Annotated in this window: 34 protein-coding genes; 20 read left to right on the forward strand and 14 right to left on the reverse strand. The window is 68.4% G+C overall.

The window, feature by feature from the left end; genetic code table 11:
- Positions 1 to 35 precede the first annotated feature (35 nt).
- Genes AB0I34_RS08510 through AB0I34_RS08520 form a run of 3 tightly spaced genes read left to right on the forward strand, consistent with a single transcriptional unit; the run spans position 36 to position 1,977 of the window.
- Entirely contained in the window at positions 36 to 380 is a 345-nt protein-coding gene (locus AB0I34_RS08510) for a metalloregulator ArsR/SmtB family transcription factor (RefSeq protein ID WP_360441609.1), read from the forward strand.
- Positions 370 to 819 carry an SRPBCC domain-containing protein gene (locus tag AB0I34_RS08515; protein ID WP_360441612.1) on the forward strand — a complete coding sequence of 150 codons (450 nt, stop codon included), beginning with the start codon at positions 370 to 372 and terminating at the stop codon, positions 817 to 819. Before AB0I34_RS08510 ends, AB0I34_RS08515 begins: the two co-directional genes overlap by 11 nt.
- Positions 820 to 858: 39 nt before the next feature.
- Entirely contained in the window at positions 859 to 1,977 is a 1,119-nt protein-coding gene (locus AB0I34_RS08520; protein ID WP_360441615.1) for an aromatic ring-hydroxylating dioxygenase subunit alpha, read from the forward strand.
- Here the strand turns inward: AB0I34_RS08520 and AB0I34_RS08525 are convergent.
- On the reverse strand, positions 1,971 to 2,585 hold the full coding sequence (locus AB0I34_RS08525) for an NAD(P)H-binding protein (RefSeq protein WP_360441617.1): 615 nt from the start codon (positions 2,583 to 2,585) through the stop codon (positions 1,971 to 1,973). The genes AB0I34_RS08520 and AB0I34_RS08525 overlap by 7 nt on opposite strands.
- 94 nt (positions 2,586 to 2,679) lie before the next feature.
- Here AB0I34_RS08525 and AB0I34_RS08530 point away from each other — a divergent pair, with 94 nt between their 5' ends.
- A complete protein-coding gene (locus tag AB0I34_RS08530) occupies positions 2,680 to 3,060 on the forward strand; it encodes a helix-turn-helix domain-containing protein (RefSeq protein WP_360441620.1) in 381 nt (126 codons plus the stop codon).
- A gap of 96 nt (positions 3,061 to 3,156) precedes the next feature.
- The gene (locus AB0I34_RS08535; protein WP_360441623.1) at positions 3,157 to 3,453 is read left to right on the forward strand and encodes a hypothetical protein; all 297 of its coding nucleotides are present in this window, start codon (positions 3,157 to 3,159) and stop codon (positions 3,451 to 3,453) included.
- On the opposite strand, the gene AB0I34_RS08540 is transcribed toward AB0I34_RS08535, so the two are convergent.
- Positions 3,446 to 4,486 (reverse strand): 4-hydroxy-3-methylbut-2-enyl diphosphate reductase, encoded by a 1,041-nt coding sequence (locus AB0I34_RS08540; RefSeq protein ID WP_360441626.1) that lies wholly within the window; start codon positions 4,484 to 4,486, stop codon positions 3,446 to 3,448. The genes AB0I34_RS08535 and AB0I34_RS08540 overlap by 8 nt on opposite strands.
- A gap of 122 nt (positions 4,487 to 4,608) precedes the next feature.
- Positions 4,609 to 5,118 (reverse strand): HAD domain-containing protein, encoded by a 510-nt coding sequence (locus AB0I34_RS08545; protein WP_360441629.1) that lies wholly within the window; start codon positions 5,116 to 5,118, stop codon positions 4,609 to 4,611.
- Positions 5,119 to 5,185: 67 nt separating this feature from the next.
- Between AB0I34_RS08545 and xseA the strand changes: the two genes are divergently transcribed.
- The 4 genes from xseA to AB0I34_RS08565 all read left to right on the forward strand — a co-directional run bounded on the left by xseA (position 5,186) and on the right by AB0I34_RS08565 (position 9,511).
- Entirely contained in the window at positions 5,186 to 6,406 is a 1,221-nt protein-coding gene (gene xseA, locus AB0I34_RS08550) for an exodeoxyribonuclease VII large subunit (RefSeq protein WP_360441632.1), read from the forward strand.
- Between the two features lie 17 nt (positions 6,407 to 6,423).
- On the forward strand, positions 6,424 to 6,618 hold the full coding sequence (locus AB0I34_RS08555) for an exodeoxyribonuclease VII small subunit (RefSeq protein ID WP_131516650.1): 195 nt from the start codon (positions 6,424 to 6,426) through the stop codon (positions 6,616 to 6,618).
- A 334-nt stretch (positions 6,619 to 6,952) separates the two neighbouring features.
- Positions 6,953 to 7,879 carry a hypothetical protein gene (locus AB0I34_RS08560; protein ID WP_360441636.1) on the forward strand — a complete coding sequence of 309 codons (927 nt, stop codon included), beginning with the start codon at positions 6,953 to 6,955 and terminating at the stop codon, positions 7,877 to 7,879.
- Positions 7,880 to 7,918: 39 nt separating this feature from the next.
- Entirely contained in the window at positions 7,919 to 9,511 is a 1,593-nt protein-coding gene (locus tag AB0I34_RS08565) for an SMI1/KNR4 family protein (RefSeq protein ID WP_360441639.1), read from the forward strand.
- On the opposite strand, the gene AB0I34_RS08570 is transcribed toward AB0I34_RS08565, so the two are convergent.
- A complete protein-coding gene (locus AB0I34_RS08570) occupies positions 9,498 to 10,136 on the reverse strand; it encodes a helix-turn-helix domain-containing protein (RefSeq protein WP_360441642.1) in 639 nt (212 codons plus the stop codon). The two genes, AB0I34_RS08565 and AB0I34_RS08570, sit on opposite strands and share 14 nt — an antisense overlap.
- 120 nt (positions 10,137 to 10,256) lie before the next feature.
- On the opposite strand from AB0I34_RS08570, the gene AB0I34_RS08575 reads away from it, so the two are divergent.
- Positions 10,257 to 10,859, forward strand: coding sequence for a flavodoxin family protein (locus tag AB0I34_RS08575; RefSeq protein WP_360441645.1), 603 nt, complete (start codon positions 10,257 to 10,259; stop codon positions 10,857 to 10,859).
- The gene (locus tag AB0I34_RS08580; RefSeq protein ID WP_360441648.1) at positions 10,859 to 11,179 is read left to right on the forward strand and encodes a multidrug efflux SMR transporter; all 321 of its coding nucleotides are present in this window, start codon (positions 10,859 to 10,861) and stop codon (positions 11,177 to 11,179) included. Before AB0I34_RS08575 ends, AB0I34_RS08580 begins: the two co-directional genes overlap by 1 nt.
- 7 nt (positions 11,180 to 11,186) lie before the next feature.
- Here the strand turns inward: AB0I34_RS08580 and AB0I34_RS08585 are convergent, their stop codons facing one another.
- Positions 11,187 to 11,879, reverse strand: a complete 693-nt coding sequence (locus tag AB0I34_RS08585) for a nucleotidyltransferase family protein (RefSeq protein WP_360441651.1) — start codon at positions 11,877 to 11,879, stop codon at positions 11,187 to 11,189.
- A 156-nt stretch (positions 11,880 to 12,035) separates the two neighbouring features.
- Positions 12,036 to 12,647 carry a DUF4245 domain-containing protein gene (locus AB0I34_RS08590; RefSeq protein ID WP_360441654.1) on the reverse strand — a complete coding sequence of 204 codons (612 nt, stop codon included), beginning with the start codon at positions 12,645 to 12,647 and terminating at the stop codon, positions 12,036 to 12,038.
- 60 nt (positions 12,648 to 12,707) lie between these two features.
- Between AB0I34_RS08590 and glpX the strand changes: the two genes are divergently transcribed.
- The 3 genes from glpX to AB0I34_RS08605 all read left to right on the forward strand — a co-directional run bounded on the left by glpX (position 12,708) and on the right by AB0I34_RS08605 (position 15,271).
- Positions 12,708 to 13,742, forward strand: coding sequence for a class II fructose-bisphosphatase (gene glpX / locus AB0I34_RS08595; protein WP_360441657.1), 1,035 nt, complete (start codon positions 12,708 to 12,710; stop codon positions 13,740 to 13,742).
- 109 nt (positions 13,743 to 13,851) lie between these two features.
- Positions 13,852 to 14,799, forward strand: coding sequence for a carbohydrate kinase (locus AB0I34_RS08600; protein WP_360441660.1), 948 nt, complete (start codon positions 13,852 to 13,854; stop codon positions 14,797 to 14,799).
- A gap of 1 nt (position 14,800) precedes the next feature.
- Complete coding sequence (locus tag AB0I34_RS08605; RefSeq protein ID WP_360441663.1) at positions 14,801 to 15,271, forward strand: hypothetical protein; 471 nt, start codon at positions 14,801 to 14,803, stop codon at positions 15,269 to 15,271.
- On the opposite strand, the gene AB0I34_RS08610 is transcribed toward AB0I34_RS08605, so the two are convergent.
- Positions 15,268 to 15,936, reverse strand: coding sequence for a FadR/GntR family transcriptional regulator (locus tag AB0I34_RS08610; protein ID WP_360441666.1), 669 nt, complete (start codon positions 15,934 to 15,936; stop codon positions 15,268 to 15,270). The two genes, AB0I34_RS08605 and AB0I34_RS08610, sit on opposite strands and share 4 nt — an antisense overlap.
- 209 nt (positions 15,937 to 16,145) lie before the next feature.
- On the opposite strand from AB0I34_RS08610, the gene AB0I34_RS08615 reads away from it, so the two are divergent.
- Together AB0I34_RS08615 and AB0I34_RS08620 are read left to right on the forward strand one after the other, a co-directional pair.
- Positions 16,146 to 17,519, forward strand: a complete 1,374-nt coding sequence (locus AB0I34_RS08615; RefSeq protein ID WP_360441668.1) for a 2-isopropylmalate synthase — start codon at positions 16,146 to 16,148, stop codon at positions 17,517 to 17,519.
- A complete protein-coding gene (locus AB0I34_RS08620; RefSeq protein ID WP_360441671.1) occupies positions 17,507 to 18,274 on the forward strand; it encodes an ATP-binding cassette domain-containing protein in 768 nt (255 codons plus the stop codon). Before AB0I34_RS08615 ends, AB0I34_RS08620 begins: the two co-directional genes overlap by 13 nt.
- Here the strand turns inward: AB0I34_RS08620 and AB0I34_RS08625 are convergent.
- From AB0I34_RS08625 to AB0I34_RS08635, 3 genes are read right to left on the reverse strand one after another with little or no spacing between them, the layout of a single operon-like run.
- Positions 18,271 to 18,570 (reverse strand): helix-turn-helix transcriptional regulator, encoded by a 300-nt coding sequence (locus tag AB0I34_RS08625; RefSeq protein WP_360441674.1) that lies wholly within the window; start codon positions 18,568 to 18,570, stop codon positions 18,271 to 18,273. The genes AB0I34_RS08620 and AB0I34_RS08625 overlap by 4 nt on opposite strands.
- Positions 18,567 to 18,923: a type II toxin-antitoxin system RelE/ParE family toxin gene (locus tag AB0I34_RS08630; protein ID WP_360441677.1), complete on the reverse strand. Its 357-nt coding sequence runs from the start codon at positions 18,921 to 18,923 to the stop codon at positions 18,567 to 18,569. Before AB0I34_RS08630 ends, AB0I34_RS08625 begins: the two co-directional genes overlap by 4 nt.
- A gap of 58 nt (positions 18,924 to 18,981) precedes the next feature.
- Complete coding sequence (locus AB0I34_RS08635) at positions 18,982 to 19,686, reverse strand: DUF1707 domain-containing protein (RefSeq protein ID WP_360441680.1); 705 nt, start codon at positions 19,684 to 19,686, stop codon at positions 18,982 to 18,984.
- A 97-nt stretch (positions 19,687 to 19,783) separates the two neighbouring features.
- On the opposite strand from AB0I34_RS08635, the gene AB0I34_RS08640 reads away from it, so the two are divergent.
- From AB0I34_RS08640 to AB0I34_RS08655, 4 genes are all read left to right on the forward strand, one after another.
- Positions 19,784 to 20,101: a hypothetical protein gene (locus tag AB0I34_RS08640; protein WP_360441683.1), complete on the forward strand. Its 318-nt coding sequence runs from the start codon at positions 19,784 to 19,786 to the stop codon at positions 20,099 to 20,101.
- A gap of 67 nt (positions 20,102 to 20,168) precedes the next feature.
- Positions 20,169 to 21,833, forward strand: coding sequence for a fumarate hydratase (locus AB0I34_RS08645; RefSeq protein ID WP_360441687.1), 1,665 nt, complete (start codon positions 20,169 to 20,171; stop codon positions 21,831 to 21,833).
- A gap of 347 nt (positions 21,834 to 22,180) precedes the next feature.
- A complete protein-coding gene (locus AB0I34_RS08650; RefSeq protein WP_360441690.1) occupies positions 22,181 to 22,324 on the forward strand; it encodes a hypothetical protein in 144 nt (47 codons plus the stop codon).
- A gap of 5 nt (positions 22,325 to 22,329) precedes the next feature.
- The gene (locus tag AB0I34_RS08655) at positions 22,330 to 22,608 is read left to right on the forward strand and encodes a nitroreductase/quinone reductase family protein (RefSeq protein ID WP_360441693.1); all 279 of its coding nucleotides are present in this window, start codon (positions 22,330 to 22,332) and stop codon (positions 22,606 to 22,608) included.
- A gap of 2 nt (positions 22,609 to 22,610) precedes the next feature.
- Here the strand turns inward: AB0I34_RS08655 and AB0I34_RS08660 are convergent, their stop codons facing one another.
- The 4 genes from AB0I34_RS08660 to AB0I34_RS08675 form a co-directional block, all read right to left on the reverse strand.
- On the reverse strand, positions 22,611 to 22,769 hold the full coding sequence (locus AB0I34_RS08660; RefSeq protein ID WP_360441696.1) for a hypothetical protein: 159 nt from the start codon (positions 22,767 to 22,769) through the stop codon (positions 22,611 to 22,613).
- 62 nt (positions 22,770 to 22,831) lie between these two features.
- Positions 22,832 to 23,398 carry a hypothetical protein gene (locus tag AB0I34_RS08665; RefSeq protein WP_360441698.1) on the reverse strand — a complete coding sequence of 189 codons (567 nt, stop codon included), beginning with the start codon at positions 23,396 to 23,398 and terminating at the stop codon, positions 22,832 to 22,834.
- Positions 23,395 to 24,078 (reverse strand): DUF402 domain-containing protein, encoded by a 684-nt coding sequence (locus AB0I34_RS08670; RefSeq protein WP_360441701.1) that lies wholly within the window; start codon positions 24,076 to 24,078, stop codon positions 23,395 to 23,397. Before AB0I34_RS08670 ends, AB0I34_RS08665 begins: the two co-directional genes overlap by 4 nt.
- Positions 24,075 to 25,478 (reverse strand): class II fumarate hydratase, encoded by a 1,404-nt coding sequence (locus tag AB0I34_RS08675; RefSeq protein WP_360441704.1) that lies wholly within the window; start codon positions 25,476 to 25,478, stop codon positions 24,075 to 24,077. The genes AB0I34_RS08670 and AB0I34_RS08675 overlap by 4 nt, the downstream gene beginning before the upstream one ends.
- Between the last annotated feature and the right edge of the window lie 7 nt (positions 25,479 to 25,485).

The following is a 25,485-nucleotide window of genomic DNA, read 5'->3' on the forward strand; positions in this document are numbered from 1 at the left end:
TGACTCCGGCTTTGGTTAGTGGCAACTTACCGTTCGTGGGGACTTACGGATCACTCGAGGCGGCGGGGCCGGTGCTGGATGCACTCGGCGACCCGACCCGACGGGTGATCCTGGAGACACTGCGACGCGGCGGGCCCTGCTCGGTCAGCACCCTGGCCGGGCAGGTGCCCGTCAGCCGGCCGGCGATCTCGCAGCACCTGAAGGTGCTGGGGGCGGTCGGACTGGTGCGCCACGAATCGCGCGGGACGCGCAACATCTACCGCATCCACCGCGCAGGTCTCGACGAGCTCCGGGACTGGCTCGACCAGTTCTGGGGCGATGCACTGGAGGCGTACGCCGACCACATCCGGCGGACCGAGGAGGAGCGGGATGAACATTGACCAAGGCTTGGCGCCGTTGGTGAAGAAGATCGTTGTGCCGGTCGGCACCGAGCGCGCGTTCGAGGTGTTCACCGCCGAGATCTCCGCGTGGTGGCCGATGGTGTCGCACTCGGTCGGTGCGGAAGACGCCCGCGCCATCCGGGTCGAGAGCTTCGCCGGCGGCCGGATCATCGAGTACGGCGACGACGGCGAGCTCGCGACCTGGGGCACGATCTCGGACTGGGATCCGCCCACATCCCTCAGCTTCAGCTGGCATCCGGGCAGCGATCCGGAGCAGGCCGGCCAGGTGACCATCACGTTCACCCCGGTGGACGACGGCACCGAGCTCGCGCTGGTGCACTCCGGCTGGGAGCGCCGCGCCGACGGTGTCCGCGCCCGCGCCGGCTACGACACCGGCTGGGACTACGTCCTCGGCCAGTACGTCGCCGCCACGCGGTAGCGCTCGACTTCCGGCCCACCGTCACCGGATAGTGGGCGAATGGCGAATGCTCCGGTCGATCTCCGCGCGCTGGAAGCCTCGCTGCGACCGCATGGTGAGTCGGTCATGCTGTCGCGCGAGGCCTACATGGATCCCGTTGTCCTGGCCTGGGAACGCCGGCACTTCTTCGCCGGCAGCTGGAGCTGTCTCGGCCGGGTCGACGAGTTGTCCACCGATACGACCCACCGCGCGACCACCGTCGGTGACATCTCGGTCGTGCTGACCTTCGGCGAACGACCGCGCGCGTTCGCCAACACCTGCAGGCATCGCGGGCACGAACTGCTGCAGAACGACGAGACCAGCGAACGGCGGTCCGTGGTCTGTCCGTACCACGGCTGGTCGTACGAACTCGACGGCGCGGTCAAGGCCGCACCCCGGATGGGCGACGCCTTCGACCCCGCGCCGTACAACCTCGTCGAACTGCCCGCGGAGGTGTGGCACGGCTGGCTGTTCGTGAACGCGACCGCCACGGCCGGACCGTTCGGCGAACACCTCGGCGGACTCACGGACCTCGTCGCGCCGTACGCGCCCGAGTCCCTCCAGTTGAAGGCACGGCACCAGTACGACGTCGCGTCGAACTGGAAGACGATCGTCGAGAACTACCACGAGTGCTACCACTGCCCGCTGATCCACCCCGAGCTGTGCAAGGTGTCACCGCCGAACTCCGGCGACAACTGGAACCTCCCCGGTGCCTGGGTCGGCGGACTGATGGATCTGCGGCCCGGGGTCGAGACCATGTCGCTCGACGGACGCTCACAAGGGATCGCCTTGCCCGGCGTGGATCCACGCCGGGTGAACTACCTGGGGCTGTTCCCCAACCTGCTGATCTCGCTCCACCCGGACTACGTGATGACGCACCGCCTCGAGCCACGCGCCCCGGGCCTGACCGCGATCGAGTGCTCGTGGTACTTCCCGGCCGAAGTGCAGGATCCGTCGTACGCCGTGGACTTCTGGGACGTGACGAATCGCGAGGATTGGGCCGCGTGCGAGTCGGTGCAGCGCGGAGCCGAGTCGCCGCACTTCCGGCCCGGCCCGCTGGCACCCGCGGAGGACGCCGTCTACGCGTGGGTGACGATGATCGCCCGCGGCTACCTGGGCAAGCCCCTCGGCAATCAGTAGCCGAGGGTGAAGCGCCGGCGGTTGTGGGCCGGACGCTCGAGCTCGTCGACCGCCGCGACTGCGAAGTCCTCGGCCGAGATGTGGTCACCGACCGGCTCGTCGAGACCGAGCCGGAAGGTGCCGGTGCGCTCGCCGGGCGCGATCACGAAGGCCGGGGCCAGCATCGTCCAGTTGACGTCCTCGCTGGTGGCGCGCAACGCCTCGAGCGCCTCGGCGACCGTGAGCGACTCCCCCTTGTACTCGGCCGGGAAGTCCGGACCGTCGACGACCCGGCTGCCGTTGATCTCCAGACCGCCGGCGCCGCCGATCGTCAGCAGGCGCGTCTTCGTACCGCTGACGGCCGCGATCAGGTTGTCGATGGCATCCAAGTAGTCCTGGTGGTCCCCGCCCGTGCGGCTCGGGCCCAGCGCGGCAACCAGCACATCAGCGTCGGCCGTGAACTCCTTCGCCAGGGCCACATCGTTGGCGCTCCCCTGCACCGCCTGGACGCCGGCCGGAAACTCACCGCCGGAGCGGGTGATGCCGGTGACCTCGTGGCCGCGACTGACCGCCTCGGCGGCGATCCGGCTGCCGACCATGCCACTCGCACCGTAGACCGCGATCTTCATACTGGCGATTCCCTTCGATCTGGATGAAATCTCAACTTGTTTCTCCAATAGTATCGATTGGTTACTGAGCACTTCAACGTGCTATAAGTACCTGATGGTTACTAATGGCCAGACCTGGGAGCGGGGCGATCTCTTCGACCCGAACTGCGCGACCCGGGTGATCCTGGACCGGATCGGCGACAAGTGGACGGCGCTCGTCGTCCTGCGGCTGAAGGACGGGCCGCGCCGGTTCACCGAACTGCGCGACGGGATCGGCCAGGTCGCGCCCAAGGTGCTGACGCAGACCCTGCGCCGGCTGGAGCGCGACGGCCTGGTCACGCGCGAGGTCTTCGCCGAGGTCCCGCCTCGCGTCGTCTACGCCCTGACCCCGATGGGCGAGTCCCTGATCGAGCCGATCACGGTGGTCAGCAACTGGGCCGAGGAGCACGTGCCCGCCATCACCCAGGCCCAGGAGAAGTACGACGCTTCGGCGTGACAGATCACAACTTCACACCCGGCCGATCGCGACTCAACCTTTTGATCCCACCCGGTCATCACACTGCTGACCGATACGGGAGCACTGGGGGTTGGGATGAATCCAGGACGGGACACGGAGTTCGCCGAGTTCGTCGACGGGCGCTTCACCGCGCTGCAACGGTTCGGGTACCTGCTGACGGGTGAGTGGCATCTGGCCGAGGACCTGGTCCAGCCCTCGCTGACGAAAGTGTGGTTCCACCGCAACGGGGCGAAGACGCGGAAGACCGGACAGGAGACGTACACGGCCGAAACGCACACCTACACCAAGCCGGGGACGTACACCTTCCGCTACACCGTGCGGTACTGCAGCATCACGGACACCGTCAGGACCATCAAGCTGGTGATCAAATAGTCCAGGCGTGGTCCGACGTACCGGTCGTGGGAAGGCCGGCGGCCTTGAGGTCACTGCGGAGCTCACGAGGCAGAGCGAAGGTCAGGCTCTCCTCGGCCGTGGTGACCTCTTGGACGTCGGCGTAGCCGCGCTCGGCCAGCCAGCGCAGGACATCGCGAACCAGCACCTCCGGCACGCTCGCGCCGCTGCTGACGCCGACCGAGTCGACACCCTCGAGCCACGCCTCGTCGATCTCGTCGGCGTAGTCGACCAGGTAGCCGGCCTTGGCACCGTGCTCGACAGCCACCTCGACCAGGCGCACCGAGTTCGACGAGTTGCGGGAGCCGACCACGATCATCAGGTCGGCCTCCGCGGCGAGTTTCTTCACCGCGGCCTGGCGGTTCTGGGTCGCGTAGCAGATGTCGTCGCTCGGCGGGTCCTGCAGCTTCGGGAACCGCTCGCGCAGCCGTCGGACCGTCTCCATGGTCTCGTCGACGGACAGCGTGGTCTGGGACAGCCAGACGACCTTCTCGGGGTCGCGGACAGTCACATTCGGTACGTCGCCCGGCCCGTCGACGAGGTGGACGTGCTCCGGCGCCTCACCGCTGGTGCCGACGACCTCCTCGTGGCCTTCGTGGCCGATGAGCAGGATGTCGTAGTCGGTGGCGGCGAAACGCTTGGCCTCGTGGTGCACCTTGGTGACCAGCGGGCAGGTGGCGTCGATCGTCTTCAGTTGCCGCGCGGCTGCTTCCTGGTGCACCACCGGGGCGACGCCGTGTGCGGAGAAGATCACCGTCTCGCCCTCGGGCACCTCGTCGGTCTCGTCGACGAAGATCGCACCGCGCGACTGCAGGGTGTGCACGACGTGCTTGTTGTGCACGATCTCCTTGCGCACGTAGACCGGCGGACCATAGAGGTCGAGCGCCTTCTCCACCGCCACGACCGCCCGATCCACACCGGCGCAGTACCCGCGCGGGGCAGCAAGCAGCACCCGCTTCGTCCGCACCGCGGTCGTCGGTTGAGTGTTGTCAGGCTGGGCAGTCACGTCCCCCATGGTACGGGCCGCCGTCACGGCAGCCCGAGCCGACCGGATTTGTGTGAACAGTGTCACGAAGACAAGTCGAGGAGCCGTCCGCCCTGTCCGGACGGCTCCCCCGTGGGAGGTGTTCCAATGCCTCAAGGATGCGGGGGAATCGCGTTGTCCGCAAAGGATTTTCCGTCGGCCCAGGTCCGGATCGCCGCGAAATCCGTTGCCGTCAGCCCGATTCGCGGATCCACCTGGTGCACCAACTGGTGGTCGCGGTGGAAGAACCTCTCGTCGTCGGAGTCCACATCGTCGTCGATCCAAACGAACGGGCGATCCCCCACGCAGTCCGCGACGTACGGCGTCTTCCACGATCCGCGGCGTACCGGCGTACGGTCCGGCCAGAGGATCGTCGGGAGATCTCTTGGCAGGCCGAGCAACGGGGACAGCAGGCGGTTGGCGCCGCGTTCCCAGCTGGTGGCCCAGACGAGGTCGAAGGTGCCGGCGAGCGCGTTCAGCTCCACCCCGTGCTGCGGGTTGATGCGCACCACCCAGGTCCTCTCCCCCTCGACGATTTCGTGCCGCACGTATCCAGGCGGAGTCCCCGGCGCCCGGTACGGATTCAGCGGACCGTCGAAATCGAGCAGCAGTAACGGGCGCATCAGGCAACGCTAAGTGATCCGCGTGCGTCGCGCGGGGTTTGTCGGCGCGGGGTCGTAGGGTCTGGGGGTGGCTTTGGAGACCTCACCGGATGCGCCTGCGGCCGTTCGCACGATTGCGAACGGGATCGCCAGCTGGATCAACCAGCTCGGTGCGGTGTGGGTCGAGGGCCAGCTGACCGACGTGTCGATCGGGCGCGGTACGACGACGGTGTTCGGCACACTGCGCGACACCGATGCGGACATCTCGCTGCGGTTCACCTGCAACCGGCGGGTGTTCGAGGCCGTCGATCCGCCGGTGACGGACGGGTCCCGCGTGGTCGTGAACGCGAAGCCGAACTTCTTCGCCCGCCGCGGCACGCTCGCGCTGGCGGTCAACGAGATCCGGCACGTGGGCATCGGTGAACTGCTGGCCCGGATCGAACGGCTCAAACAGCTGCTCGCGGCCGAGGGACTGTTCGCGGCGTACCGGAAGAAGAAGCTGCCGTTCCTGCCGCACACGATCGGGCTGATCTGTGGTCGCGATTCCGCGGCGGAGCGCGACGTACTGGAGAACGCGAAGCGGCGGTGGCCGGCGGTGGCGTTCCGGATCGAGTACGCGTCGGTGCAGGGGCCGACGGCGGCCGGTGAGGTGATGACCGCGCTGCGGAAGCTGGACGCGGACGAGTCGGTCGAGGTGATCGTGATCGCGCGCGGCGGCGGATCGCTGGAGGATCTGCTGCCGTTCTCGGACGAGGGACTGATCCGGGCTGTGTCGCAGGCGCGGACGCCGATCGTGAGCGCGATCGGGCACGAGCCGGACTCGCCGCTGCTCGACCTGGTCGCCGATCTGCGCGCCTCGACCCCGACGGACGCGGCGAAGCGGATCGTTCCCGACGTCCGCGAGGAGCTCGACGGTGTTCGGCAGTTGCGCGAGCGCGGGCTGCGGGCAGTCACTTCGTGGCTCGATCGGGAGATGCACGCGCTGGCGGCGATTCGGAGCCGACCGTCGCTCGCGGCGCCGGTGACGGACCTGCAACGGCGGTCCGACGAGGTCGCGGCGCTGATCGAGCGGAGCCGGCGGACTCTGACGCATCGGCTGGATCGGGCGAGCGACGACATCACCCACCGGCTGGCGAGCGTACGGGCGTTGTCCCCGAAGGCGACGCTCGAGCGCGGGTACTCGGTTCTCCAGCTGGCCGACGGGACCGCGGTCCGGGAGGTGGCGCAGGTGGCGCCCGGAGATCTGTTGCAGGCGCGGGTGACCGACGGCCGATTCGCAGTCGAAGTCAAGTCCGAGGAGAACACGTGAGCGGCGACCGTCCCGACATGACGTACGAGCAGGCCCGGGAAGAGCTGGTCGAGGTGGTCCGCAAGCTCGAAGCCGGCGGCACCACCCTCGAGGAGTCCCTCGCGCTCTGGGAACGCGGCGAAGAACTGGCCGCCACCTGCCAACGCTGGCTGGACGGCGCCCGCGAACGCCTCGCCAAAGCCCAAGCCGCCCACGAGGAGAAATCCAACTGAGCACACCGGCCGTCCGAGCAGCCCAAGAAGAGGACCTACTGGGAGCCGCGGAGGCTCGAGTTGCCAGACTGCACGGATGTTTGGGTTTGGGTGCTTGAGGCAAATACTCGGGCGCGGCGGTTCTCTGCGCGCTATGGATTCACCGAGAGGGCCGACCGGACCTGCTCGTCGTTGAACGACCTTCCGGAGATCAGGCTGTCGCTCGGCCGCCGGTGACCTCGCGGACTACTACGGTAAACCCTTCCCCGGATTCGGGCGGACGTTGGCAAATACTGTCCTCGCGCCCGTTTCCCTTGCAGGCAACGCAATTCATCTTGCCGGAGGTTTGTCGTAGATGGTGATCGCGCTCATCGTGGTCGGAGTACTCGTGCTCGGCCTGGCCGGGTTCGTGGTGTGGTTCCGGAAGATCCGTGATCCGCTCAAGGGCGAGGACTTCTACAAGTTCCACGTCGAGCAGAAGTGGCTGTGGGAGCTGACGCTGACGCCTGAGCAGGAGAAGGCGTTCATGGCCGGCCTGGAGGCGTACGACGATGATCGCGGCTGCTACCCCATGCGGTCGGAGGGTCTCCTGCGGGTCTACAGCCCGATGATGCTCATCTCGCTGTACTCCCTGACCGAGCAGTTCGCCGCGATGGGACCGGCGGCGGTGCAGGATCCCGCCCGCGCCGTTCACGACCTGGTGATGCGGGCCGCCGAGGGCGAGGTCGACGGCGTTCTCTACTACAACGACGAGTGGATGGGCGAGGACGTCACCGAGGTCGACGGCATGGACAAGTACGCCTTCACCGACGCGATGATGTCCGCGACGTTCGCCCAGGGGGTGGACCACGAGTTCGCCGGCGGTTATGCCGATGAGAACAAGGGCTACCTGACCATGGGTGTTCTCACCAAGAATCCCGAGCACGTGGAGCGGATGTACCAGGAGGCGTCCGCCCTCGCGGGTGAGCCGACGGAGTACCGCAACCGGCTGGACGTCATGAAGGACGTGATGACACCGGAGAGTCCGGAGTACGTCGCCGCCTTCGACCGGGCCGAGGCGGAGAAGAGCAAGTACATCAACACGCTCGTCTTCTGCTTCGAGCGAGTTGTCGAGCACTACCGCGACCTGAGGCCGCAGATGGAGTACGCCGAGCCCAAGGACGTACTGTCCGTCGTGATGGCACGCATGCTCGAGGACGACCTGCGCGGATACACGTGGACGCGGCCACCATCGGACGAGCAGCAGAACCTGGCCCTTGCGCTCTTGAGCAACCGAAGCTGAGCAGCAGTGGACAAGGATCGTGAAGGTGCTCTGTCGGCTGTGCTCACAGAGCTGGCCGAGGAGATCGCCGAGGCCGCTCCTCGGAGCTGGAAGCGTGCGGAGCTGCATGGTTACGCGGTCGGCCAGGGCGGAACCGGACACCGCGGCTTCTGGTTCGAGCCGAAGGAGCTGAACGAGTACGGCACGAACGACATCGACGTGCACGGCGGCATGACAGCCGTCCACACGTTGATGGAGGCGGCAGAACACCTCACGATCGATCTGGAGCTGGAATCCCGCGGTCGCTACCGGGCTGTCCTGAGCGAGCGACTCGATCGCGCCGATGACCGCGGGTTCCGCTACCTGGTGGACAAGGAGTCCGAGCCGCCCGAGCCCCTGGCAGCTCCCAGCGACGCCGCCGAGGCCGGAGATCCCGTCGAGGCTGTTGCCTTGTTCAACGAATACCGCCGGCGGCTCGAGGATCTGCTCGGCCCGTCGTCCGACGAACTGCCGCCACCCCTGCCCGCAACAAGTGTCCCGCTACCACGGGATCTCAGCGCTCTGTACGCCGTCGTCGACGGTGACGGCGGACGGGGCATGCTCCATGGTTTCGGCTGGTTCGGCCTCGAGACGCTGGAACATTTCGCCGATCAGGACGAACGGTGGTGGGTCACGCGCGGATGGCAGCGCTACGTCGACTCATACTCGTTCGCCAAGGACTTCGGGCCGCCGGGCGCCGTCCGTCGGCTCGCGGACCATCCGGCGTGGATCCCCTTCGCCACCGACACATTCGGGAACTATCTCGCAGTCGACATGGCGCCCGGTCCCAACGGTCGGCCCGGTCAGGTCATCCTGATCGGGCGGTCGTACTACCGCGGCCCGGTCTATGTCGCCGACTCGGTGACCGAGCTGTTGCGCCGGCACGTCGACGCGTTGGTTTCCGGTCGCGTCGAGCGCGATGACGACGAGGGGCTGTGGATCAACGCCGGCGACGTCAGTCAGTACGAACGCCAGTACGACGAGAACTGCACGCTCGAGCTGACCGGAAGGGACGCGGCACCGGTGAGCGGCCTGACCGCAGAGCTTCGCGAACTGTCGGTGCACAACGCGCCGTGGGTCGACCTGCGGCCGGTGAGTGCGGCGCCGGCGCTGCAGAAGTTCTCTGTCCGCAATGTCGCCGGTGTCGACCTCTCACCGTTGCTCGCAACGCCTGTCGAGGTACTCGACCTCGGCACCGACACCATCGACCTGTCCGGGCTGCGGGGTCACCCGACGGTGAGTCAGGTCATTCTGCGCAGTGAGAAACCGATCGATCTCCTGCCGCTGGCGTCCTGCCCTTCCTTGTACGCGCTCGATCTCACCGACGCGCCCTCCGCGGAGCTGTCCTCGCTCGGACAGCTCGCCGGACTCCGGTACCTCAGGATGCAACGCCTGCAGTGGAAGGAATTCCTGGCCCACCAGACAATTCCGCCGAGGTTGGCGGTCGCGGAACTCGCCGAGGAACCACTCGAGGAACGCAAGCACTACTGGTCGTTCGCCAACGCCTACAAACCCCGTCGGCCGACGCTGGACGACGCCCTCGAATGGGCCGGACAGCTCACCCGGAACGCCACCGGCATCGTGACGATCACGGGCAGGTTCACACGCCGCTGACCGCGCCTAGCAGGCTGGTCGTTGCGGTGTGAAGCCCGGACTTGATGCGTGCGAGGTCGAAGCCCTGGTCGCGGAGGGATTTGTGCAGGTCGGCGGCCAGCGGAGCCAGGACCAGGTGTGCGGTGTAGTCGGCGTCGAGGTCCGGGCGGGCTTCCTCGATCAGCAGGGCCAGGTGCCGGCGCCAGAGATTGTAGGAGCCGATTCGGTAGCGAGCGCCGTCCGAGGCGTTCTCGCTGTCCATGAAGAGCTCGACGTGACGGTCCAGCAGGTCGAGGTACGCGTCGAGGAAAGCGATCACCCGCAGGACCGGCGCCGCGCCGGGACCCAGCGGCGGTGGGCCGCTCAGGATCTTCGCCTGCAACTCCTGCTCGCGTTCGTCGAGCAGCGCGACCGCCAGTCCGGCGCGGTCGCCGAAGCGGCGGAAGACCGTCCCCTTGCCGACACCTGCCGCCGCCGCGATCGCGTCCAGCGACACGTTCTTCACGCCCTGCTCGGTGAACAGCCGATCGGCCGCCTCGAGCACCCGGAGCCGGTTCCGGCGGGCGTCGGCGCGTTCCGGGCGCGGCTCCCCGACGACCGCCAGCTTCCGTTGTAAAGCGGACCGCGGTCCGGTACTGTCGTTCATAAGACGGACTGTAGTCCGCTAAAGTCTCTGGAGGAAGAACATGAACGAGCGAAGCGAGTTCATCATCAAGCACAGTGCATCTCGTGTCTCATCGGCGCCCGGAGCGAAGCGAGGACGTCGATGAGCAACACGTCCGCCCGGATCGCGATCGCGTATCACTCCGGGTTCGGCCATACTGCGAAGCAGGCCGAGGCGGTCGCCGCCGGCGCCGCATCGGTGCCTGGCACCGTGACGGACCTGGTTCTGCTGGATGAGCTGACCGACGACATCTGGGACCGGCTCGCCGCCGCGGATGCGATCATCTTCGGCGCCCCGACGTACTTCGGCAGCCCTAGCGCTGTCTTCAAGGCGTTCGCGGAGGCCAGCGTGAAGATCTGGGCCGCCGACCTGGGCTGGCGGGACAAGATCGCCGCCGGGTTCACCAACTCGAAGGCGATGTCCGGCGACAAGCTGAACAGTCTGGTCGACCTGGCCGTGTTCGCCGCGCAGCACGGGATGATCTGGGTCGGACTCGATCTCTACCCAGGCTGGGCGGAGTCGACCGCGAGCATCGAGGATCTCAACCGGCTCGGCAGCTGGCTGGGGGCGATGGCACAGTCCGACGCGGATCTCTCGGCCGAGAAGGCGCCGCCGGCGACCGATCTGCGGACCGCGGCGGCTCTCGGCGCGCGGGTCGCGACCGTCACGCAGCGGCATCTGCGCGGAGGAGCGCTGGCGGCCTGATGGCGTGGTTGGTACTCCTCGCGGCGGCCGCGTTCGAGATCGCGTTCGCCCTCAGCCTGAAACCGAGCGACGGATTCAGCCGGCCGTGGCCGACGGTCGGCGTGCTCGTCTTCGGCGTGATCTCCGTCGTTCTGCTGGCCAGGACGCTCGACCGCCTCCCGGTCGGTACGGCGTACGCGGTGTGGACCGGGGTCGGCTCGATCGGCGTGGTCACGTTGGGCATCGTGCTGTTCGACGAGCCGGTCACCCCCGCTCGCCTGGCCTGCATGGCCCTGATCGTCGCGGGCGTGGTGGGACTGCGGCTGGTCGGGGCGGACTAGGTCGGCGTCAGGACGCGGTACGACGGCGGCGGCGGGGACGCGTGGGGAGTGGGACGGGGTGCGCGTCGTCGATCGGGGTGTCCTCGAAGGCGCCGGGGGTGAACGCGCCGAGGGCCGGCGTGTGGCCGGAGACCAGGCGGCGGTAGTCGTCCCAGGTCCCGGCCCGCGCCGGAATGTTGCCGATGGCATCGACCTGGGTGAGGGGGTAGCCGCCGCCCTCGATCAGGTCCCACAGGTCGTCGTCGCTGCGCAGTTGCCCTAGCTCTCCGAACAGTTCCCGGCCGAACCAGCACGGGTGCCCGTGGCCGTTGTCGTACCGGCAGACGCCGATCGGGGTGGCCGGCCCGGCGACCTCGGCGACCAGCGACCACACGGTGGCCGAGGTCACACCCGGCTGGTCCCCGAGCATCACCACGATGCCGTCGGTCCGGCGATCGACCGCATCCAGGGCGGGCACGATCGAAGAGCTGCCGGTGTCCGCGTGCGGTGAGTCCACCACCCGTACACCGTCCAGGTCGACCCGGTCGCGGATCTGGTCCGCGGCACTGCCCAGCGTCACGATCAGCTGGTCGAACCCGCAGGTCCGGGCGACATCCAGGGTCGCGCCGAGCAGCGTGTCGCCGTGATAAGCGAGTAATTGCCTGGGTACGCCGAGGTGCGGGGAACTGTCGGCGGCAAGCAGGAGCCCCGTGACGAACATCGGCGCATCAACTCCCCGCCCGGGAGAGCGCAACCACGTGAGGCTCCTTCGCACTCTTCCCCGAGCGTGTAAACAGCCGAAAAACGATGGAAACCCGAACCCGGCAGATGTGTCAACGACCGTCCGGAACGCGGTCAGAAAAGCCTGCGAAAACGGTCAGCGCAACGCCGAAGCAAACGCTTCAAGGGCGGGATATCCGGCATTCCCGGTCACGATCGTGGTGGCGCCGGAACCCACCAGGACCAAGGCGTTCTCCTCTTTGCGGTCGAGCAGCACCTTGCGTTGCCAGGTGACGCCGCCGACGGTCGACGTACCGTCGTCGGAGGTCCGGCCGAGTTTGTCGGACTGGAATTTCCCGCCGGTGACATTGGACTGCTCGAGGCCGACGTACTTCTTCTCGTTCGTGACGGTGCCAAGGTGCCAGGTGATCGGAGCCTGCTCCGGGGTGCCGAATTCCACGCTGGTCGCTGTCCAGCCGGACGGCATCGGCTCCGGTCCGCGGACCCAGGGTGCGACCTTCTTCGCGTCCTCCAACTGGGCCGTGTACTCGACCGCCTTGACCTGCTCGTGCTTCGGCCGCCAGGTGACGATCATCAGGAACGCGACCACGATGAAGCAGGCCAGCAGCGCCCAGACCATGTTCGTCAGCGTGCGCGCCTTGGCCCGATCCTTCTGGTTCTGCTCCCGGTAAGCGATCGCCTCGGCCCGCGCGCGGGCCTTCTCCCGCGCCTCCGCCTCGCTGGAAGCACCCTGACCTGTCGAACTCATGGCATGAGTGTCCCATCTCGCCGAAACGGCCGGAGACCGCGTTGGCTACCATCCGTTGGCATGAGTGACCCGACCACGCCACCTGCCCATCTGGAGGTCGAGGCGCACGCGCCAGACCGCAACCTCGCCCTCGAGCTGGTCCGGGTCACCGAGGCCGCGGCGATGGCGGCGGGCCGCTGGGTCGGGCGCGGCGACAAGAACGGGGCCGACGGCGCGGCGGTGAACGCGATGCGCACCCTGATCGGCACGGTCGGGATGAACGGCGTGGTGGTGATCGGCGAGGGCGAGAAGGACAACGCCCCGATGCTCTACAACGGCGAGCAGGTCGGTTCCGGCGACGGCCCGGAGTGCGATGTCGCGGTCGATCCGGTCGACGGTACGACGCTGGTTGCCAAGGGCATGGCCAACGGCATCGCGGTGATGGCGGTGTCGGCGCGGAACTCGATGTACGACCCGTCCGCGGTGTTCTACATGGAGAAGCTCGTGGTCGGCCCGGAGGCGGCCGACGTGGTCGACATCCGGTTGCCGGTCGCGGAGAACATCCGCCGGGTGGCGAAGGCGAAGGGCTCCACCGTCGACGACGTGACGGTCGTCGTTCTGGACCGGCCGCGGCATGAGGAACTGGCGGCGCAGATCCGGGCGGCCGGTGCGCGGATCAAGTTCATCAGCGACGGCGACGTGGCGGGCGCGGTCGAGGCGGCTCGGCCGGACACCGGTCTGGACATGCTGATCGGCATCGGCGGTACGCCGGAGGGCATCATCGCGGCCTGTGCGATGAAGTGCCTGGGCGGGCTGATCCAAGGCAGGCTCTGGCCGAAGGACGACGACGAACGGCAGAAGGCGATCGACGCCGGCCATGACCTCGATCGGGTGCTCGACACCGACGACCTGGTCAGCGGCGACGACTGCTTCTTCGTCGCCACCGGAATCACGGAAGGCGAACTACTGCGCGGCGTACGGTACGGCCGGTCCACCGCCCGCACCCACTCGCTGGTGATGCGCTCCCGCAGCGGCACCATCCGCAGCATCGAGAGCGTCCACCAACTCTCCAAGCTCCGCGCATACTCAGCCATCGACTTCGACCACGCCCGATGACGGTACCTTTGGCCGGGCCTCCGGCACCGGCGTGGTCACGGGGCTTTGACTCCCGCCCTTCCCTCGTCACTCCAGTCGCTTCGCTCCTCAGTCCAGGCCGGGAGGCCCCGTGACCGCACCCGTCCTTGTTATCGGTGAGGCTCTCGTGGACATTGTCGTGCCGGCGGCGCGGGCTCCCCGCAACGGCAACGGCAAGAGCACTGCGACGCCGGGGGGCTTTGCGGCGAATGTGGCGGTCGGGCTGGCTCGGCTCGGGGTGCCGACCGAGTTGGTGGCGCGGTTCGGGACCGATCCGTACGGCGACCAGCTCGGGGCGCACCTGTTCGGGAACGGCGTCCAGCTCGCACCCGGCTCGGTGGACCCGAGTTTCCGGACGAGTACTGCGACCGCCACGCTCGATCCGGCCGGAGTCGCGTCGTACCAGTTCGACATCACTTGGGATCCGCCGGCGCTGTCGCGGCCGCGGGGGTGCCCGGCGATCCACACCGGTTCGATCGCGACCATGCTCGAGCCGGGCGCCGGAGCGATCCGCGAGTTCCTGCAGTCTGTCGCCGATCAGCCGGTCACGGTGACCTTGGACCCGAACGCCCGGCCGACGATCACCCCGGATCCGGTGCCGGCGTGGGCCGCCATCCGGAAGCTGGCTGCGTGGTCCGATCTGGTCAAGCTGAGCGACGAGGACTGCAGGTTCTTCCGGCCCGGAGCGTCGCCTGACGAGATCGCCGCCGAGTTGCTGAGCGCCGAGCGGACCCAGTGCGTGGTGATCACCCTCGGCGGGGACGGCGCGATCGGGATCAGCCGGGACGGGCGCGTCGAGGTGCCGGCGCCGGCCATCGAGGTGGTCGACACGGTCGGCGCGGGCGACTCGCTCATGTCGGCGCTCATCGCCGGGCTGAACGCGCGCGGGCTTCTCGGCGCGACGCGGCTGTCCGGGCTGACGGCCGACGATCTGCGCGAGGTCGTCGACTACGCGGTGAAGGCGGCCGCGATCACCTGCACCCGGCACGGCGCCGACCCGCCGACCGCCGCGGAACACACGGCGAAGTGGGGATCCTGACATGTCCGCCGAGACCTGGACCTCCGAGCTGGAGTCCAAAGGCAGCGTGGTCTTCCCGCCACGCCGTGGACGGCTCACGATCCGGCTGGCCGGATTCGGCCTGCTGATGGTGCTGTCCGCGTGGACGAACGTCGACCACATCCGCGCGGGCGAGATGTCCGGGACGCTCGGCGTACTGCGGCTGACGGCGCTGGCCGCGTTCGTCTACGGCACCGGGCTCACGCTGTGGCAACTGATCACCAACCGCCCGGTCGTCAAGGTCGACGCCGACGGCATCAGCCGTGGCCGCAGCCTGCGGTGGTCCGGGATCACGAGCATCGACGATCCGGCCGGTCTGCCGGGAGTCCGGACGGTGCAGATCCGCCCGGCTGACCGGCGTACTCGACCGATCAGCATCCCGCAGGACAACGTCGAGGATCTCGACGCCCTCACGCCCTGGCTGCGATCACTCCACGACCAGCACCGCTCCTAGGAGACGGAGCTCCGGACCGCGCTCAGGTGCTCGCGGGACCGGGCGGCCGCAAGATCCGGGTCGCGGTCGCGGATCGCGTCGGCGATCGCCACGTGGGCCGCCTGGTCATGCCGGTGCCGGTGCTGCTCATCCATCCGCAGCATGTCGATCATCGCCCGCCGGATCCGCGGCACGAACGTGTCGAACAGCTCCGTCAGTACGGCGTTGTGCGCGGCCGTGATCACGGCTCGATGGAACGCCAGGTCGGCCTCGACGTACCAGTCGTCCGGTGAGTTCTCCGACGCCCGCTTCCGGTCGGCGAGCGTGTAGCGGAACGCCTTGAGGTCGGCCGGCGTACGACGGGACGCCGCCAGCCTCGCCGCCTCGGTCTCGATCGCGAGCCGGCCCTCCAGTACGTCGGTGATGTCGGCGCGGCGGAGGACCTTGTCCCAGTCCTCCGTGGCCTGGTGCGCGATCACGAACACACCGGCGCCCTGCCGACTCTCCAGCACCCGGCGGCCGGCCAGTTCCCGGACCGCCTCACGGATCGTCGACCGGCCCACGCCGAGTTGCGCGGCCAGCGTGGTCTCGCCCGGCAGCTTCTGGCCGAGCGCCCATTCGCCGCTGCCGATCCGGCGGAGCAGCTCCTCGGCGGCCTGCTCGGCCAGCGGGTGACGGCGGATCATGCCGCTCAGTGTAGGCCCGCCGGTGTCCGGAAGTTCTCAGCTTGTCTGAGGAGTTGGTTTCGGGTTAGCGTGTCCGCATGTCCTCGAACCTCCTGCTTGCGGGCCGCCTCCTTCTTGGCCGCCACGGCGGGAGCTGATTCGACCGGCACCCCCTCCGTGGAGTGCTTTCGCCTGCCGGTCCGTCTCCCGCACGAGCCGAAGGACCCACCATGGACTGGAACCGCCAGCAGAACTCCCCCATGCCCAGCCACCGCTATCGCGACGTCTTCGGCAAGGTCCCGGTCGCCCCGGTCGACCGTGAATGGCCGGACAGCCGGATCACCGCCGCACCGCTGTGGGTGCCGGTCGACCTGCGCGACGGCAACCAGGCGCTGGCCGACCCGATGGACCCCGAGCGCAAGCGCCGCTTCTTCGAGCTGATGGTTGCCATGGGCTACAAAGAGATCGAGGTCGGCTACCCGTCCGCCTCGCAGACCGACTTCGACTTCGTCCGGCTGCTGGCCACCAGCGACCTGGTCCCGCCGGACGTCACGATCGTCGTCTTCACTCCGGCCCGGCCCGAGCTGATCGAGCGGACCGTCGAGTCGATCGCCGGGATGCGCGGCCAGGTCGTGATCCACATGTACGCCGCGACCGCGCCGGTGTGGCGGGACGTCGTGCTGCGTCGTACCCGGGACGAGCTGGCGTCGCTCATCTACGCCGGGGCCGAGGACATCCTCAGGCTCGCGGGAGGGCAGGAGAACGTGCGCTTCCAGTTCTCACCGGAGGTGTACAACCTGACCGAGCCGGACTACATCCTCGAGCTGTCCGACCAGCTGACCAAGCGATGGGATGCGACGCCGCAGCGGCCGGTGATCCTCAACCTGCCGGCCACGGTCGAGGTCGCGACGCCGAACGTGTACGCCGACCAGATCGAGTACATGGACAAGAACCTGCCGCGGCGCGACAGCGTGATCCTGTCCGTGCACCCGCACAACGACCGAGGTACCGGCATCGCCTGCGCGGAGCTCGCCGTCCTCGCCGGTGCGCAGCGGGTCGAGGGCTGCATCTTCGGCAACGGCGAACGCACCGGGAACGTCGACATCGCGACGCTCGCGCTGAACCTGCACGCGCAGGGCGTCGACCCGATGGTCGACTTCTCGGCCATCGACCGGATCCGGGAGACGGTCGAGTACTGCACCCGGATGCCGATCCACCCGCGGCATCCGTACGTCGGTGAGCTCGTGTACACGGCGTTCTCCGGGACCCATCAGGATGCGATCCGGAAGGGTTTCGCGGACCATCACCGGCGGGCCGCGGAAGTCGGCGTACCGGCGTCGGAGCTGGCGTGGGATGTGCCGTATCTGCCGATCGACCCGGCGGACGTCGGGCGCGGGTACGAGGCCGTCGTCCGGGTCAACAGCCAGTCCGGGAAGGGTGGGATCGCGCATGTGCTGGAGTCGTCGTACGGCGTGCGGATGAGCGCGACGGAAGAGGTCGAGTTCGCCCGGCACGTGCAGCGACACACAGACGAGACCGGCCGGGAAGCGAGTGCGGTGGAGTTGAAGGGTCTTTACGAGGAGGTTTTCGGGTGCTCGAACTGAAGGACGTCGACTTCGTCCGGGACGGCAAACTGCTGCTCGGCGGGGTGTCCTTGACGGTCGGCGAGGGGGAACGCTGGGCGCTGCTCGGGCCGAACGGCGCGGGCAAGAGCACCCTGCTGAACCTGTGCGGCGCCATCACCCACCCGACCCGGGGCACGGTCGAGATCCTCGGCCGTCGCCTCGGCGCCGTCGACATCCGGACCCTGCGCGAGTCGATCGGGCACGTGAACCCACGTCATCCGCTGCGGTCGCCGCTGACGATCCGGCAGGTCGTCCTCACCGGTCTGACCGGGACGATCGAGCTGATGCCGCGCTGGGAGCCGACGCCCGACCAGGACGCCCGGGCCGCGGAACTGGTCGAGCTGCTCGGGATCGGTACGCACCTCGACGCGTCCTGGACCAACCTGTCCCAAGGTGAACGCGGTCGCGCGCTGATCGCCCGTGCGCTGATCTCCGACCCGCGCCTCCTGCTCCTGGACGAACCGACGACCGGTCTCGATGTCGCCGCCCGCGAACAACTCCTCGAAACCCTCGACCAGGTCCACGCCTCACATCCCCACCTGGCGTCGATCCTCGTCACCCATCACCTCGAGGAACTCCCGACCTCCACCACCCACGCGGCCCTCCTCCGCGAAGGCCGCCTCCTCACCGCCGGCCCCGCCGAAGACGTCCTCACCACTCCCCTGATCACCCGAACCTTCGCCCACCCCATCACCATCCACCGAACCGCCGGCCGCTGGCGAGCAACCGCCTAGGCCGCGGAGTGGCCCTCGTCGAAGCGGACAACCAGGCGCGCCTGGAATGCCTGGGCGATCCGTTCGAGGAGCGCGAGAGTGGGCACAGTCCCGCCGGCTTCGAAGCGCGCGAGCGCCGACTGTGTCATACCGGCCGCATCCGCCAGCCGGGTCTGCGTCCAGCCGCGCTGCTCACGCATCTGCCGCACCGCTGCTCCGAGTTCGTAAGCACGCCGGGTCGCGTCATACGCCTCCTCAGCACCAGGCTCTGCCATCCGGCGCCCGCGAACCTCGTCCCATCCCGTCCGGCTCGTCACCTGTCCTCCTCCGTCACCGGCACGATGTGCGCTTCCGCGACACACCTGCGATACGCCTTCACCGCTCGGTCTTTCTCCCGCGTCTCCCGCATTCGGGTCTTCCTGAACACCGTCAGCAGGATGATCCGACGGTCGGTGGCGATCCAGTAGCTGATCCGCATCGCGTCCCGATCGAGCCAGAAACGCAACTCTCGAAGCTTGCCGTCGAGCTGCTTCGTGTAGGGCTCGCCCAGCAACGGACCCTGCTCAGCAAGTAGGTCCACGTAGAAGGCAGCTCGTGCGAACAGATCGGTTGACAAGCTTTCGAGCCAGGTGCGCACCTCGGCTTCGAGTTCAACGGTACCCCAGGCCATAGCACGGATGCTATAGCAAGTTGATCACCCTCCGTTGCGGATGATTCCGTGCAGCCGGTCAGCTCAGGCCGAGGCGTTTGCTGAGGCGGGGGCCTCGTTTGATCTTGATCTCGCCGAGGATGGCGGTGCCGCGGATGTGGAAGGTGGTGGGGGTGGCGAGCGTGGTGGGGTCGGCGGCGGAGAGGGCGGATTCCTGTTCGGAGATCGAGCCGAGGATGGGGTTGCTGTCCAGGTGGACGATCGCGTTGCGCGGGACGCGGATCTTCACGTCGGCCAGGATCGACTTCACCTCGACGAAGACCTCGGCGGACGGGAGCTGGGCTTCGGTGTAGTCCAGGGTGACGTCGCCGAGGACGGCGTTGATCTCCTGGCGCTGCGGGACCAGCCAGTTGCCGGTGCGCTTCGTCTCCGACATGAACACGTTGATCACCGGGCCGGCCTCGACCATCGCCCCGCCGTAGTGCGGGCTCACGGCCGGCACACCCGACGCAGCCGGGACGCGCGGGCCGTTCGGCAGGTCTGCGGTGATCTCGACCAGTTCGCCGTACGTCTTGGAGGCGTACAGCTGCTCCAGCCGCTCCTCGAGCTCGGCGTACGACAGCCGGCCCTCGCCCGCGGCATCGCGTAGTACGTCGGCGACCTCCTCCCGCTCGAGGTCGGAGACCCGGCGGCGAAGCGCCAGCTCGTCACCCGTCGCCGGCGCGGGCTGCGCGGGCACCGAGTCCTGCGGTCGGTTGTCCTGGGGAACCTCATCCTGGGCCACGTCAGCACGATACGCGCGGACAGCACCACCCGCCGACGGGAATCTCCCCCGATTAACCCCTGATCCCGCCCCTGAGCCTGCGTCCATACTGTCCACCATGGACTGGGGCGGGATGCGCAACGGAAAGCTCGTGGCAGGCACGTACCTGATCGCCTTCGTGGCGCAGGTGGCCGGCATCGTGCTGACCTTGATCATGCAGTGGACCGGCGCCGGCGGTCTGGTCCAGGGGGCCGGGATCTTTCTGTTCTGCCTGGGTGGGCTGGGAGTCGGCGGGTTGGCGCTCGGTCTTCGGCGCCGGGTGAGGGCGGCGACCAGCAGGTTCGCGGGCAAGAACGTGACCGGATATCAGCATGCGTGGCAGCGGCTTGCACTCGGCCTGGAGGTGCGGGGTGCCTGGAACGCGGTCAAGGGGTGAGGGAGCGGCGCCCGACGGGCCGAACTAGGCTTGGATCCCTCAGACCAGCTCCCTTGGAGGTACGCCGGTGTCCGCCGACTTCAACTACTCCGATCTGTTGCCGCTGGGTGCCGACGACACGGAGTACCGGCTGCTGACGACCGAAGGTGTCAGCACGTTCACGGCTGGCGACCGGACGTTCCTGCAGATCGAGCCCGACGTACTGCGGTCGCTGACCGCGGAGGCGATGCACGACATCTCGCACTACCTGCGGACCGCGCACCTGGAGCAGTTGCGCCGGATCATCGACGACCCGGAGGCGTCCGGGAACGACCGGTTCGTCGCACTCGACCTGCTGAAGAACGCGAACATCTCGGCCGGCGGCGTACTGCCGATGTGCCAGGACACCGGCACCGCGATCGTGATGGGCAAGAAGTCCGAGGGCGTGCTCACCGGCGCGGCCGACGAGGAGTGGATCAGCCGCGGGGTGTACGACGCGTACACCACGCTGAACCTGCGCTACTCGCAGATGGCCCCGCTGACCATGTGGGAGGAGACGAACACCGGCTCCAACCTGCCGGCCCAGGTCGAGCTGTACTCGACCCCGGACCACGGCGACCCGGCGTACAAGTTCCTGTTCATGGCCAAGGGTGGCGGCTCGGCGAACAAGTCGTTCCTGTTCCAGGAGACCAAGGCGGTGCTCAACCCGGATGGGATGATGAAGTTCCTGGACGAGAAGATCCGCTCCCTCGGTACGGCGGCCTGCCCGCCGTACCACCTGGCAATCGTGGTCGGCGGCACCTCGGCGGAGTACGCACTGAAGACCGCGAAGTACGCCTCCGCGCACTACCTCGACTCGTTGCCGACCTCGGGATCGCCGATGGGGCACGGGTTCCGCGACCTGGAGCTCGAGGAGGAGGTCTTCAAGCTCACGCAGGAGTTCGGGATCGGCGCGCAGTTCGGCGGCAAGTACTTCTGCCACGACGTGCGGGTGATCCGGCTGCCGCGGCATGGCGCCTCCTGTCCGGTCGCGATCGCGGTGTCGTGCTCGGCGGACCGGCAGGCGCTGGCGAAGATCACGCCGGAGGGTGTGTTCCTGGAGCAGCTCGAGCGGGACCCGGCGCGGTTCCTGCCGGACACCACCGACGAGCACCTCGCCGACGACACCGAGGTGGTCCGGATCGACCTGAACCGGCCGATGAGTGAGATCCGCGCGGAGCTGACCAAGCTGCCCGTGAAGACCCGGCTGTCGCTGAGCGGCCCGTTGGTCGTCGCTCGGGACATCGCGCACGCGAAGATCAAGGAGCGGCTGGACGCGGGCGAGCCGATGCCGCAGTACCTGCGCGACCATGCCGTGTACTACGCGGGTCCGGCGAAGACTCCGGAGGGGTACGCGTCGGGGTCCTTCGGGCCGACGACGGCCGGCCGGATGGATGCGTACGTCGATCAGTTCCAGGCCGCCGGCGGATCGTTCGTGATGCTTGCCAAGGGCAACCGCTCGGCCAAGGTGACGCAGGCGTGCAAGGAGCACGGCGGCTTCTATCTCGGCTCGATCGGCGGTCCGGCAGCCCGGCTCGCGCAGGACTGCATCAAGTCGGTGGACGTGGTCGAGTACGCCGAGCTCGGGATGGAAGCCGTCTGGAAGATCGAGGTCGAGGACTTCCCTGCGTTCGTCGTGGTGGACGACAAGGGCAATGACTTCTTCACCGACACCCGCAAACCAGTCCCCTTGACCGTCCGCCCGAGAAGCTAACCCTGCGGGGAAGTGAGCAGAGCACACCCGCAAACCAGTCCCCCTCACCGTCCGCCCCAGAAGCTAACCCCGCGGGGAAGTGAGCAGAGCACACCCGCAAACCAGTCCCCCTCACCGTCCGCCCCAGACGCTAATCCCGCCGGGAAGTGAGCAGAACACACCCGCTGACTGTCCGTCGGAGGTGCTGGACCTGTGGGCCATCACCATCGGCACTCGTCGGGGCCGCTGAGCGTGAGTGCGATGTGGTGACGGCCGTTGTGATGGGCTGGCGGTCCGCACCTGCGACTGAGCCGAGTGGTTGACGGACGCGGGTGATCGCCGGACGCTCGGGAGCGGGGGTGGTTGTGATGGGTCGGCGGATGCTGCGGATGGGGAATCGGATCGGGGTGTGGATGTATCGCACCCTCGACGGGCGGTTTGCGAGTGGGAGCAAGGACGTGCACGTCCTGATGCTGACCACGCCCGGCCGGCGGACCGGAGTACCGCATTGACGTGCGTGCGATACCTGGAGGCGCCGGACGGGCTACTGGTGTGGGGAACCGGGTCGGGCTCCCGGCGGGATCCGGACTGGTTCCGCAACCTGCGCGCGGTCGAGGTGACCGACGTGCAGCTCGGCGCGAAGCACGTCCGGATGCGTCCGCGGGAGTTGACCGGGGTGGAGCGGCGGACCGCGTGGACTGATGTCATCCTGCGCGAGGACCCGGGCATCGGTCGGTTCGCGACCAAGGCCAAGCGCACGATTCCGGTCGCCGTACTGGAACCTGAGCAGCGCTGACCTCAGCTGGCCTGGCTTTGGACCGGCTCGGGCAGCTTGACCAGGACGGCCCTGGCGGCTCGCACGAGGTCGGCTTCGTTGTGGCCGAAGGCCTGGAGGTAGCTCCCGAGGGCGGATCGCAGTAGTTGCAGTTCCTCGGCTTCCAGCTCGATGGTGTACATGATTCCAAGGTAAGTCCGAACCGGGCAGAAGGAACCGCTCGTGATGCACCCGTTGTGAGCGGTCAGCTGATGGGCCAGCCGGCCTTGCCGAGGATCTCGGCCGCGGTCTCCGCCGGGGAGCCGTCGTTGGTGACCGTGAAGTCCTCGATCGGCTGGTGAGCGGCGGCCTCAGCCAGCGCGGCCTGCAGGTCCCAGTCGGGTCCGCGGGTCAACCGGGTCCGCGCTGCGACGAGGTCCGGCGGGGTCAACACCCTGACCATCCGTACGTCGCAGTCGGCGAGCGCCTCCGTGTACGCCGCTTTGAGCTCGGCGGTCTCGACATGCCCGCTCACGATCAGGAAGCGGGCGCCCGCGTCGCGGTAGGTCGGCCAGACGGCCGCAAGGTTGCGCGCCTTGAGCCGGTCGTGAAACCGGAGCCCAGAATCCGGCACCGCCTCCAACGCCGCATCCAGTGCGGCATCCAGTCCCGCGGCCGGTGCCGGTGGCGGCGGGCCGAACTGACCCACGGCGTCCAGGTCGACGACGGCGGTCGGGTGACGATCGGCCGTCAGCAGGCGGGCGATCGCCTGAGCGACCGTGGTCTTGCCAACTCCCCCACCGCCGGAGAGGAGCAGCGCCTGCGCGCTCAACTGTGCAGCTCCTCGGCGATCAGGATCGGCTGATGCGACGTCGGGGCCGTCGGCAACCGCCAGTCCGGTGGTGGGGTCCAGGTCTGCCAGCCGTCCGAGAACGGCGACGTCCAGGCCTCGATGTCACGGACGGCCGCGTGGGCATCGGCGATGATCCGCTCAGCCTCGGCCGCCGTGAAGCGCCCCGCGGTGACCGCACCCTCCAGTTCGTCCTCGTCCTTCCAGTCGATCGTGCGGTCCGGCTGGATCCACAGGTCAAGGACGTGGTCGACGGTGCTGGTCCGGCGTGCCGCCGCGTCGCGCACGTGCGGGGCCTCGAGGTTGACGTACCAGCCGCGGAAGCTGCCGTCCTCGGCCCAGAAGTGCCACACCGACCACGGCTTGCCCGGCGGCAGCACCTTGAGGATCCCCGTCCCGCGCCAGACGTCGAGCTTCAGCACCCGGTCGTCGGTGAACATCGCGACCGGACCGGCGTACCTGGTCTCGCGGCCGTCCACCAGCACGGGCTTGATCAGGGGCGTGCCCGGGGCGAGCCAGGCCACCAGGCCGTCCTCGTCGTCACGCACCACGGTCATCGGCCGGACGTTCGGCTTGTCCGCGTGCCGTCCGGTCCCCTCGTACACCCACTCGATCGTGGTCCCCGGCTGCCAGAAGCGCGCCTGCGCCGCGGCTGCCGTCACGGCCGGGCCGGCCGGGTCATGGACAGCACGTCGAGGGCCGCGTCCAACTGCTCCTCGGTCAGATCACCCTTCTCGACGTGCCCGTTCTCGATCACGACCTCGCGGATGGTCTTGCCCTGTTTGAGCGCGCTCTTCGCGACCGCGGCGGCGTTCTCGTAGCCGATGTAGCGGTTCAGCGGTGTCACGATCGACGGCGACGACTCGGCCAGCGCACGGGCGTGGCCGACGTTCGCGGTGATGCCGTCGACGCAACGGTCGGCCAGTAGCCGGGAACTGTTCGCCAGCAGGGTGATCGACTCGAGCAGGTTGCGGGCGATCACCGGCAGCATCACGTTGAGCTCGAAGTTGCCGCCGGCACCGGCCACGGTGATCGTGGTGTCGTTGCCGATCACCTGGGCGGCGACCATCAGCGTCGCCTCGCAGATCACCGGGTTCACCTTGCCCGGCATGATGCTCGAGCCCGGTTGCAGGTCCGGCAGGGCGATCTCGCCGAGCCCGGCGCGCGGCCCGGATCCCATCCAGCGCAGGTCGTTGCAGATCTTGGTCAGGCTGACCGCGATCGTCTTCAGTTGCCCCGACAACTCGACCAGACCGTCGCGCGCACCCTGCGCCTCGAAGTGGTCGGCGGCCTCGCTCAACTCCAGACCAGTCCGCCGATTCAGCTCCGTGATCACCTTGGCCGCGAACCCCGGTGGTGTGTTGATCCCGGTCCCGACCGCCGTGCCGCCCAGCGGAAGCTCGGCGACCCGCGGCAGCGTCGCACGCACCCGCTCCGCACCGCGCCGCACCTGCTGCGCGTACCCGTTGAACTCCTGCCCGAGCGTCACCGGCGTCGCGTCCATCAGGTGGGTGCGCCCGGACTTGACCACTTCACCGAACTCGGATCCCTTACGAGACAGGGATTCCGCCAGGTGCTCGAGCGCCGGCAGCAGCTCCTGGACGACGCCCGCGGTGGCGGCGACGTGGATCGAGGACGGGAACGTGTCGTTGCTCGACTGCGACGCGTTCACGTGGTCGTTCGGATGCACGTCGCTGCCGAGGGCACGGGTCGCGAGCGTGGCCAGCACCTCGTTCACATTCATGTTCGTCGACGTGCCGGAGCCGGTCTGGAACACGTCGATCGGGAACTCCGCGTCGTATTCGCCGCCGGTCACCTGGTCCGCGGCGGCCACGATCGCGGCCGAGCGCTCGCCGTCCAGCACGCCGAGCTCGGCGTTCACCACCGCCGCCGAGGCCTTGATCTGGGCGAGCGCGTGGATGAGCGCCGGCGCCAGCGGCCGGCCGGAGATCGGGAAGTTCTCCACCGCACGCTGGGTCTGCGCCCGCCACAACGCGTCCCGAGGCACCTTGACCTCGCCCATCGTGTCGTGCTCGATCCTGAATTCCGCATTGTCACCCATACCAGCA

The sequence above is a fragment of the Kribbella sp. NPDC050281 genome (assembly GCF_040655855.1).
In the GTDB taxonomy this organism is placed as follows: Bacteria; Actinomycetota; Actinomycetes; order Propionibacteriales; family Kribbellaceae; genus Kribbella.

Bases quoted from the DNA above. Each gene is read 5' to 3' on its own strand.
- AB0I34_RS08590 (WP_360441654.1), bottom strand. From the start codon at position 12,647: ATGAGTTCGACAGGTCAGGGTGCTTCCAGCGAGGCGGAGGCGCGGGAG.
- AB0I34_RS08545 (WP_360441629.1), bottom strand. From the start codon at position 5,118: ATGCGCCCGTTACTGCTGCTCGATTTCGACGGTCCGCTGAATCCGTAC.
- AB0I34_RS08610 (WP_360441666.1), bottom strand. From the start codon at position 15,936: ATGATCCGCCGTCACCCGCTGGCCGAGCAGGCCGCCGAGGAGCTGCTC.
- AB0I34_RS08580 (WP_360441648.1), top strand. From the start codon at position 10,859: ATGGCGTGGTTGGTACTCCTCGCGGCGGCCGCGTTCGAGATCGCGTTC.
- AB0I34_RS08605 (WP_360441663.1), top strand. From the start codon at position 14,801: ATGTCCGCCGAGACCTGGACCTCCGAGCTGGAGTCCAAAGGCAGCGTG.
- AB0I34_RS08650 (WP_360441690.1), top strand. From the start codon at position 22,181: ATGGGTCGGCGGATGCTGCGGATGGGGAATCGGATCGGGGTGTGGATG.
- glpX (WP_360441657.1), top strand. From the start codon at position 12,708: ATGAGTGACCCGACCACGCCACCTGCCCATCTGGAGGTCGAGGCGCAC.
- AB0I34_RS08520 (WP_360441615.1), top strand. From the start codon at position 859: ATGGCGAATGCTCCGGTCGATCTCCGCGCGCTGGAAGCCTCGCTGCGA.
- AB0I34_RS08660 (WP_360441696.1), bottom strand. From the start codon at position 22,769: ATGTACACCATCGAGCTGGAAGCCGAGGAACTGCAACTACTGCGATCC.
- AB0I34_RS08555 (WP_131516650.1), top strand. From the start codon at position 6,424: ATGACGTACGAGCAGGCCCGGGAAGAGCTGGTCGAGGTGGTCCGCAAG.
- AB0I34_RS08570 (WP_360441642.1), bottom strand. From the start codon at position 10,136: ATGAACGACAGTACCGGACCGCGGTCCGCTTTACAACGGAAGCTGGCG.
- AB0I34_RS08575 (WP_360441645.1), top strand. From the start codon at position 10,257: ATGAGCAACACGTCCGCCCGGATCGCGATCGCGTATCACTCCGGGTTC.
- AB0I34_RS08640 (WP_360441683.1), top strand. From the start codon at position 19,784: ATGGACTGGGGCGGGATGCGCAACGGAAAGCTCGTGGCAGGCACGTAC.
- AB0I34_RS08530 (WP_360441620.1), top strand. From the start codon at position 2,680: ATGGTTACTAATGGCCAGACCTGGGAGCGGGGCGATCTCTTCGACCCG.
- AB0I34_RS08675 (WP_360441704.1), bottom strand. From the start codon at position 25,478: ATGGGTGACAATGCGGAATTCAGGATCGAGCACGACACGATGGGCGAG.
- AB0I34_RS08615 (WP_360441668.1), top strand. From the start codon at position 16,146: ATGGACTGGAACCGCCAGCAGAACTCCCCCATGCCCAGCCACCGCTAT.
- AB0I34_RS08630 (WP_360441677.1), bottom strand. From the start codon at position 18,923: ATGGCCTGGGGTACCGTTGAACTCGAAGCCGAGGTGCGCACCTGGCTC.
- AB0I34_RS08535 (WP_360441623.1), top strand. From the start codon at position 3,157: ATGAATCCAGGACGGGACACGGAGTTCGCCGAGTTCGTCGACGGGCGC.
- AB0I34_RS08560 (WP_360441636.1), top strand. From the start codon at position 6,953: ATGGTGATCGCGCTCATCGTGGTCGGAGTACTCGTGCTCGGCCTGGCC.
- AB0I34_RS08525 (WP_360441617.1), bottom strand. From the start codon at position 2,585: ATGAAGATCGCGGTCTACGGTGCGAGTGGCATGGTCGGCAGCCGGATC.
- AB0I34_RS08540 (WP_360441626.1), bottom strand. From the start codon at position 4,486: ATGGGGGACGTGACTGCCCAGCCTGACAACACTCAACCGACGACCGCG.
- AB0I34_RS08515 (WP_360441612.1), top strand. From the start codon at position 370: ATGAACATTGACCAAGGCTTGGCGCCGTTGGTGAAGAAGATCGTTGTG.
- AB0I34_RS08585 (WP_360441651.1), bottom strand. From the start codon at position 11,879: ATGTTCGTCACGGGGCTCCTGCTTGCCGCCGACAGTTCCCCGCACCTC.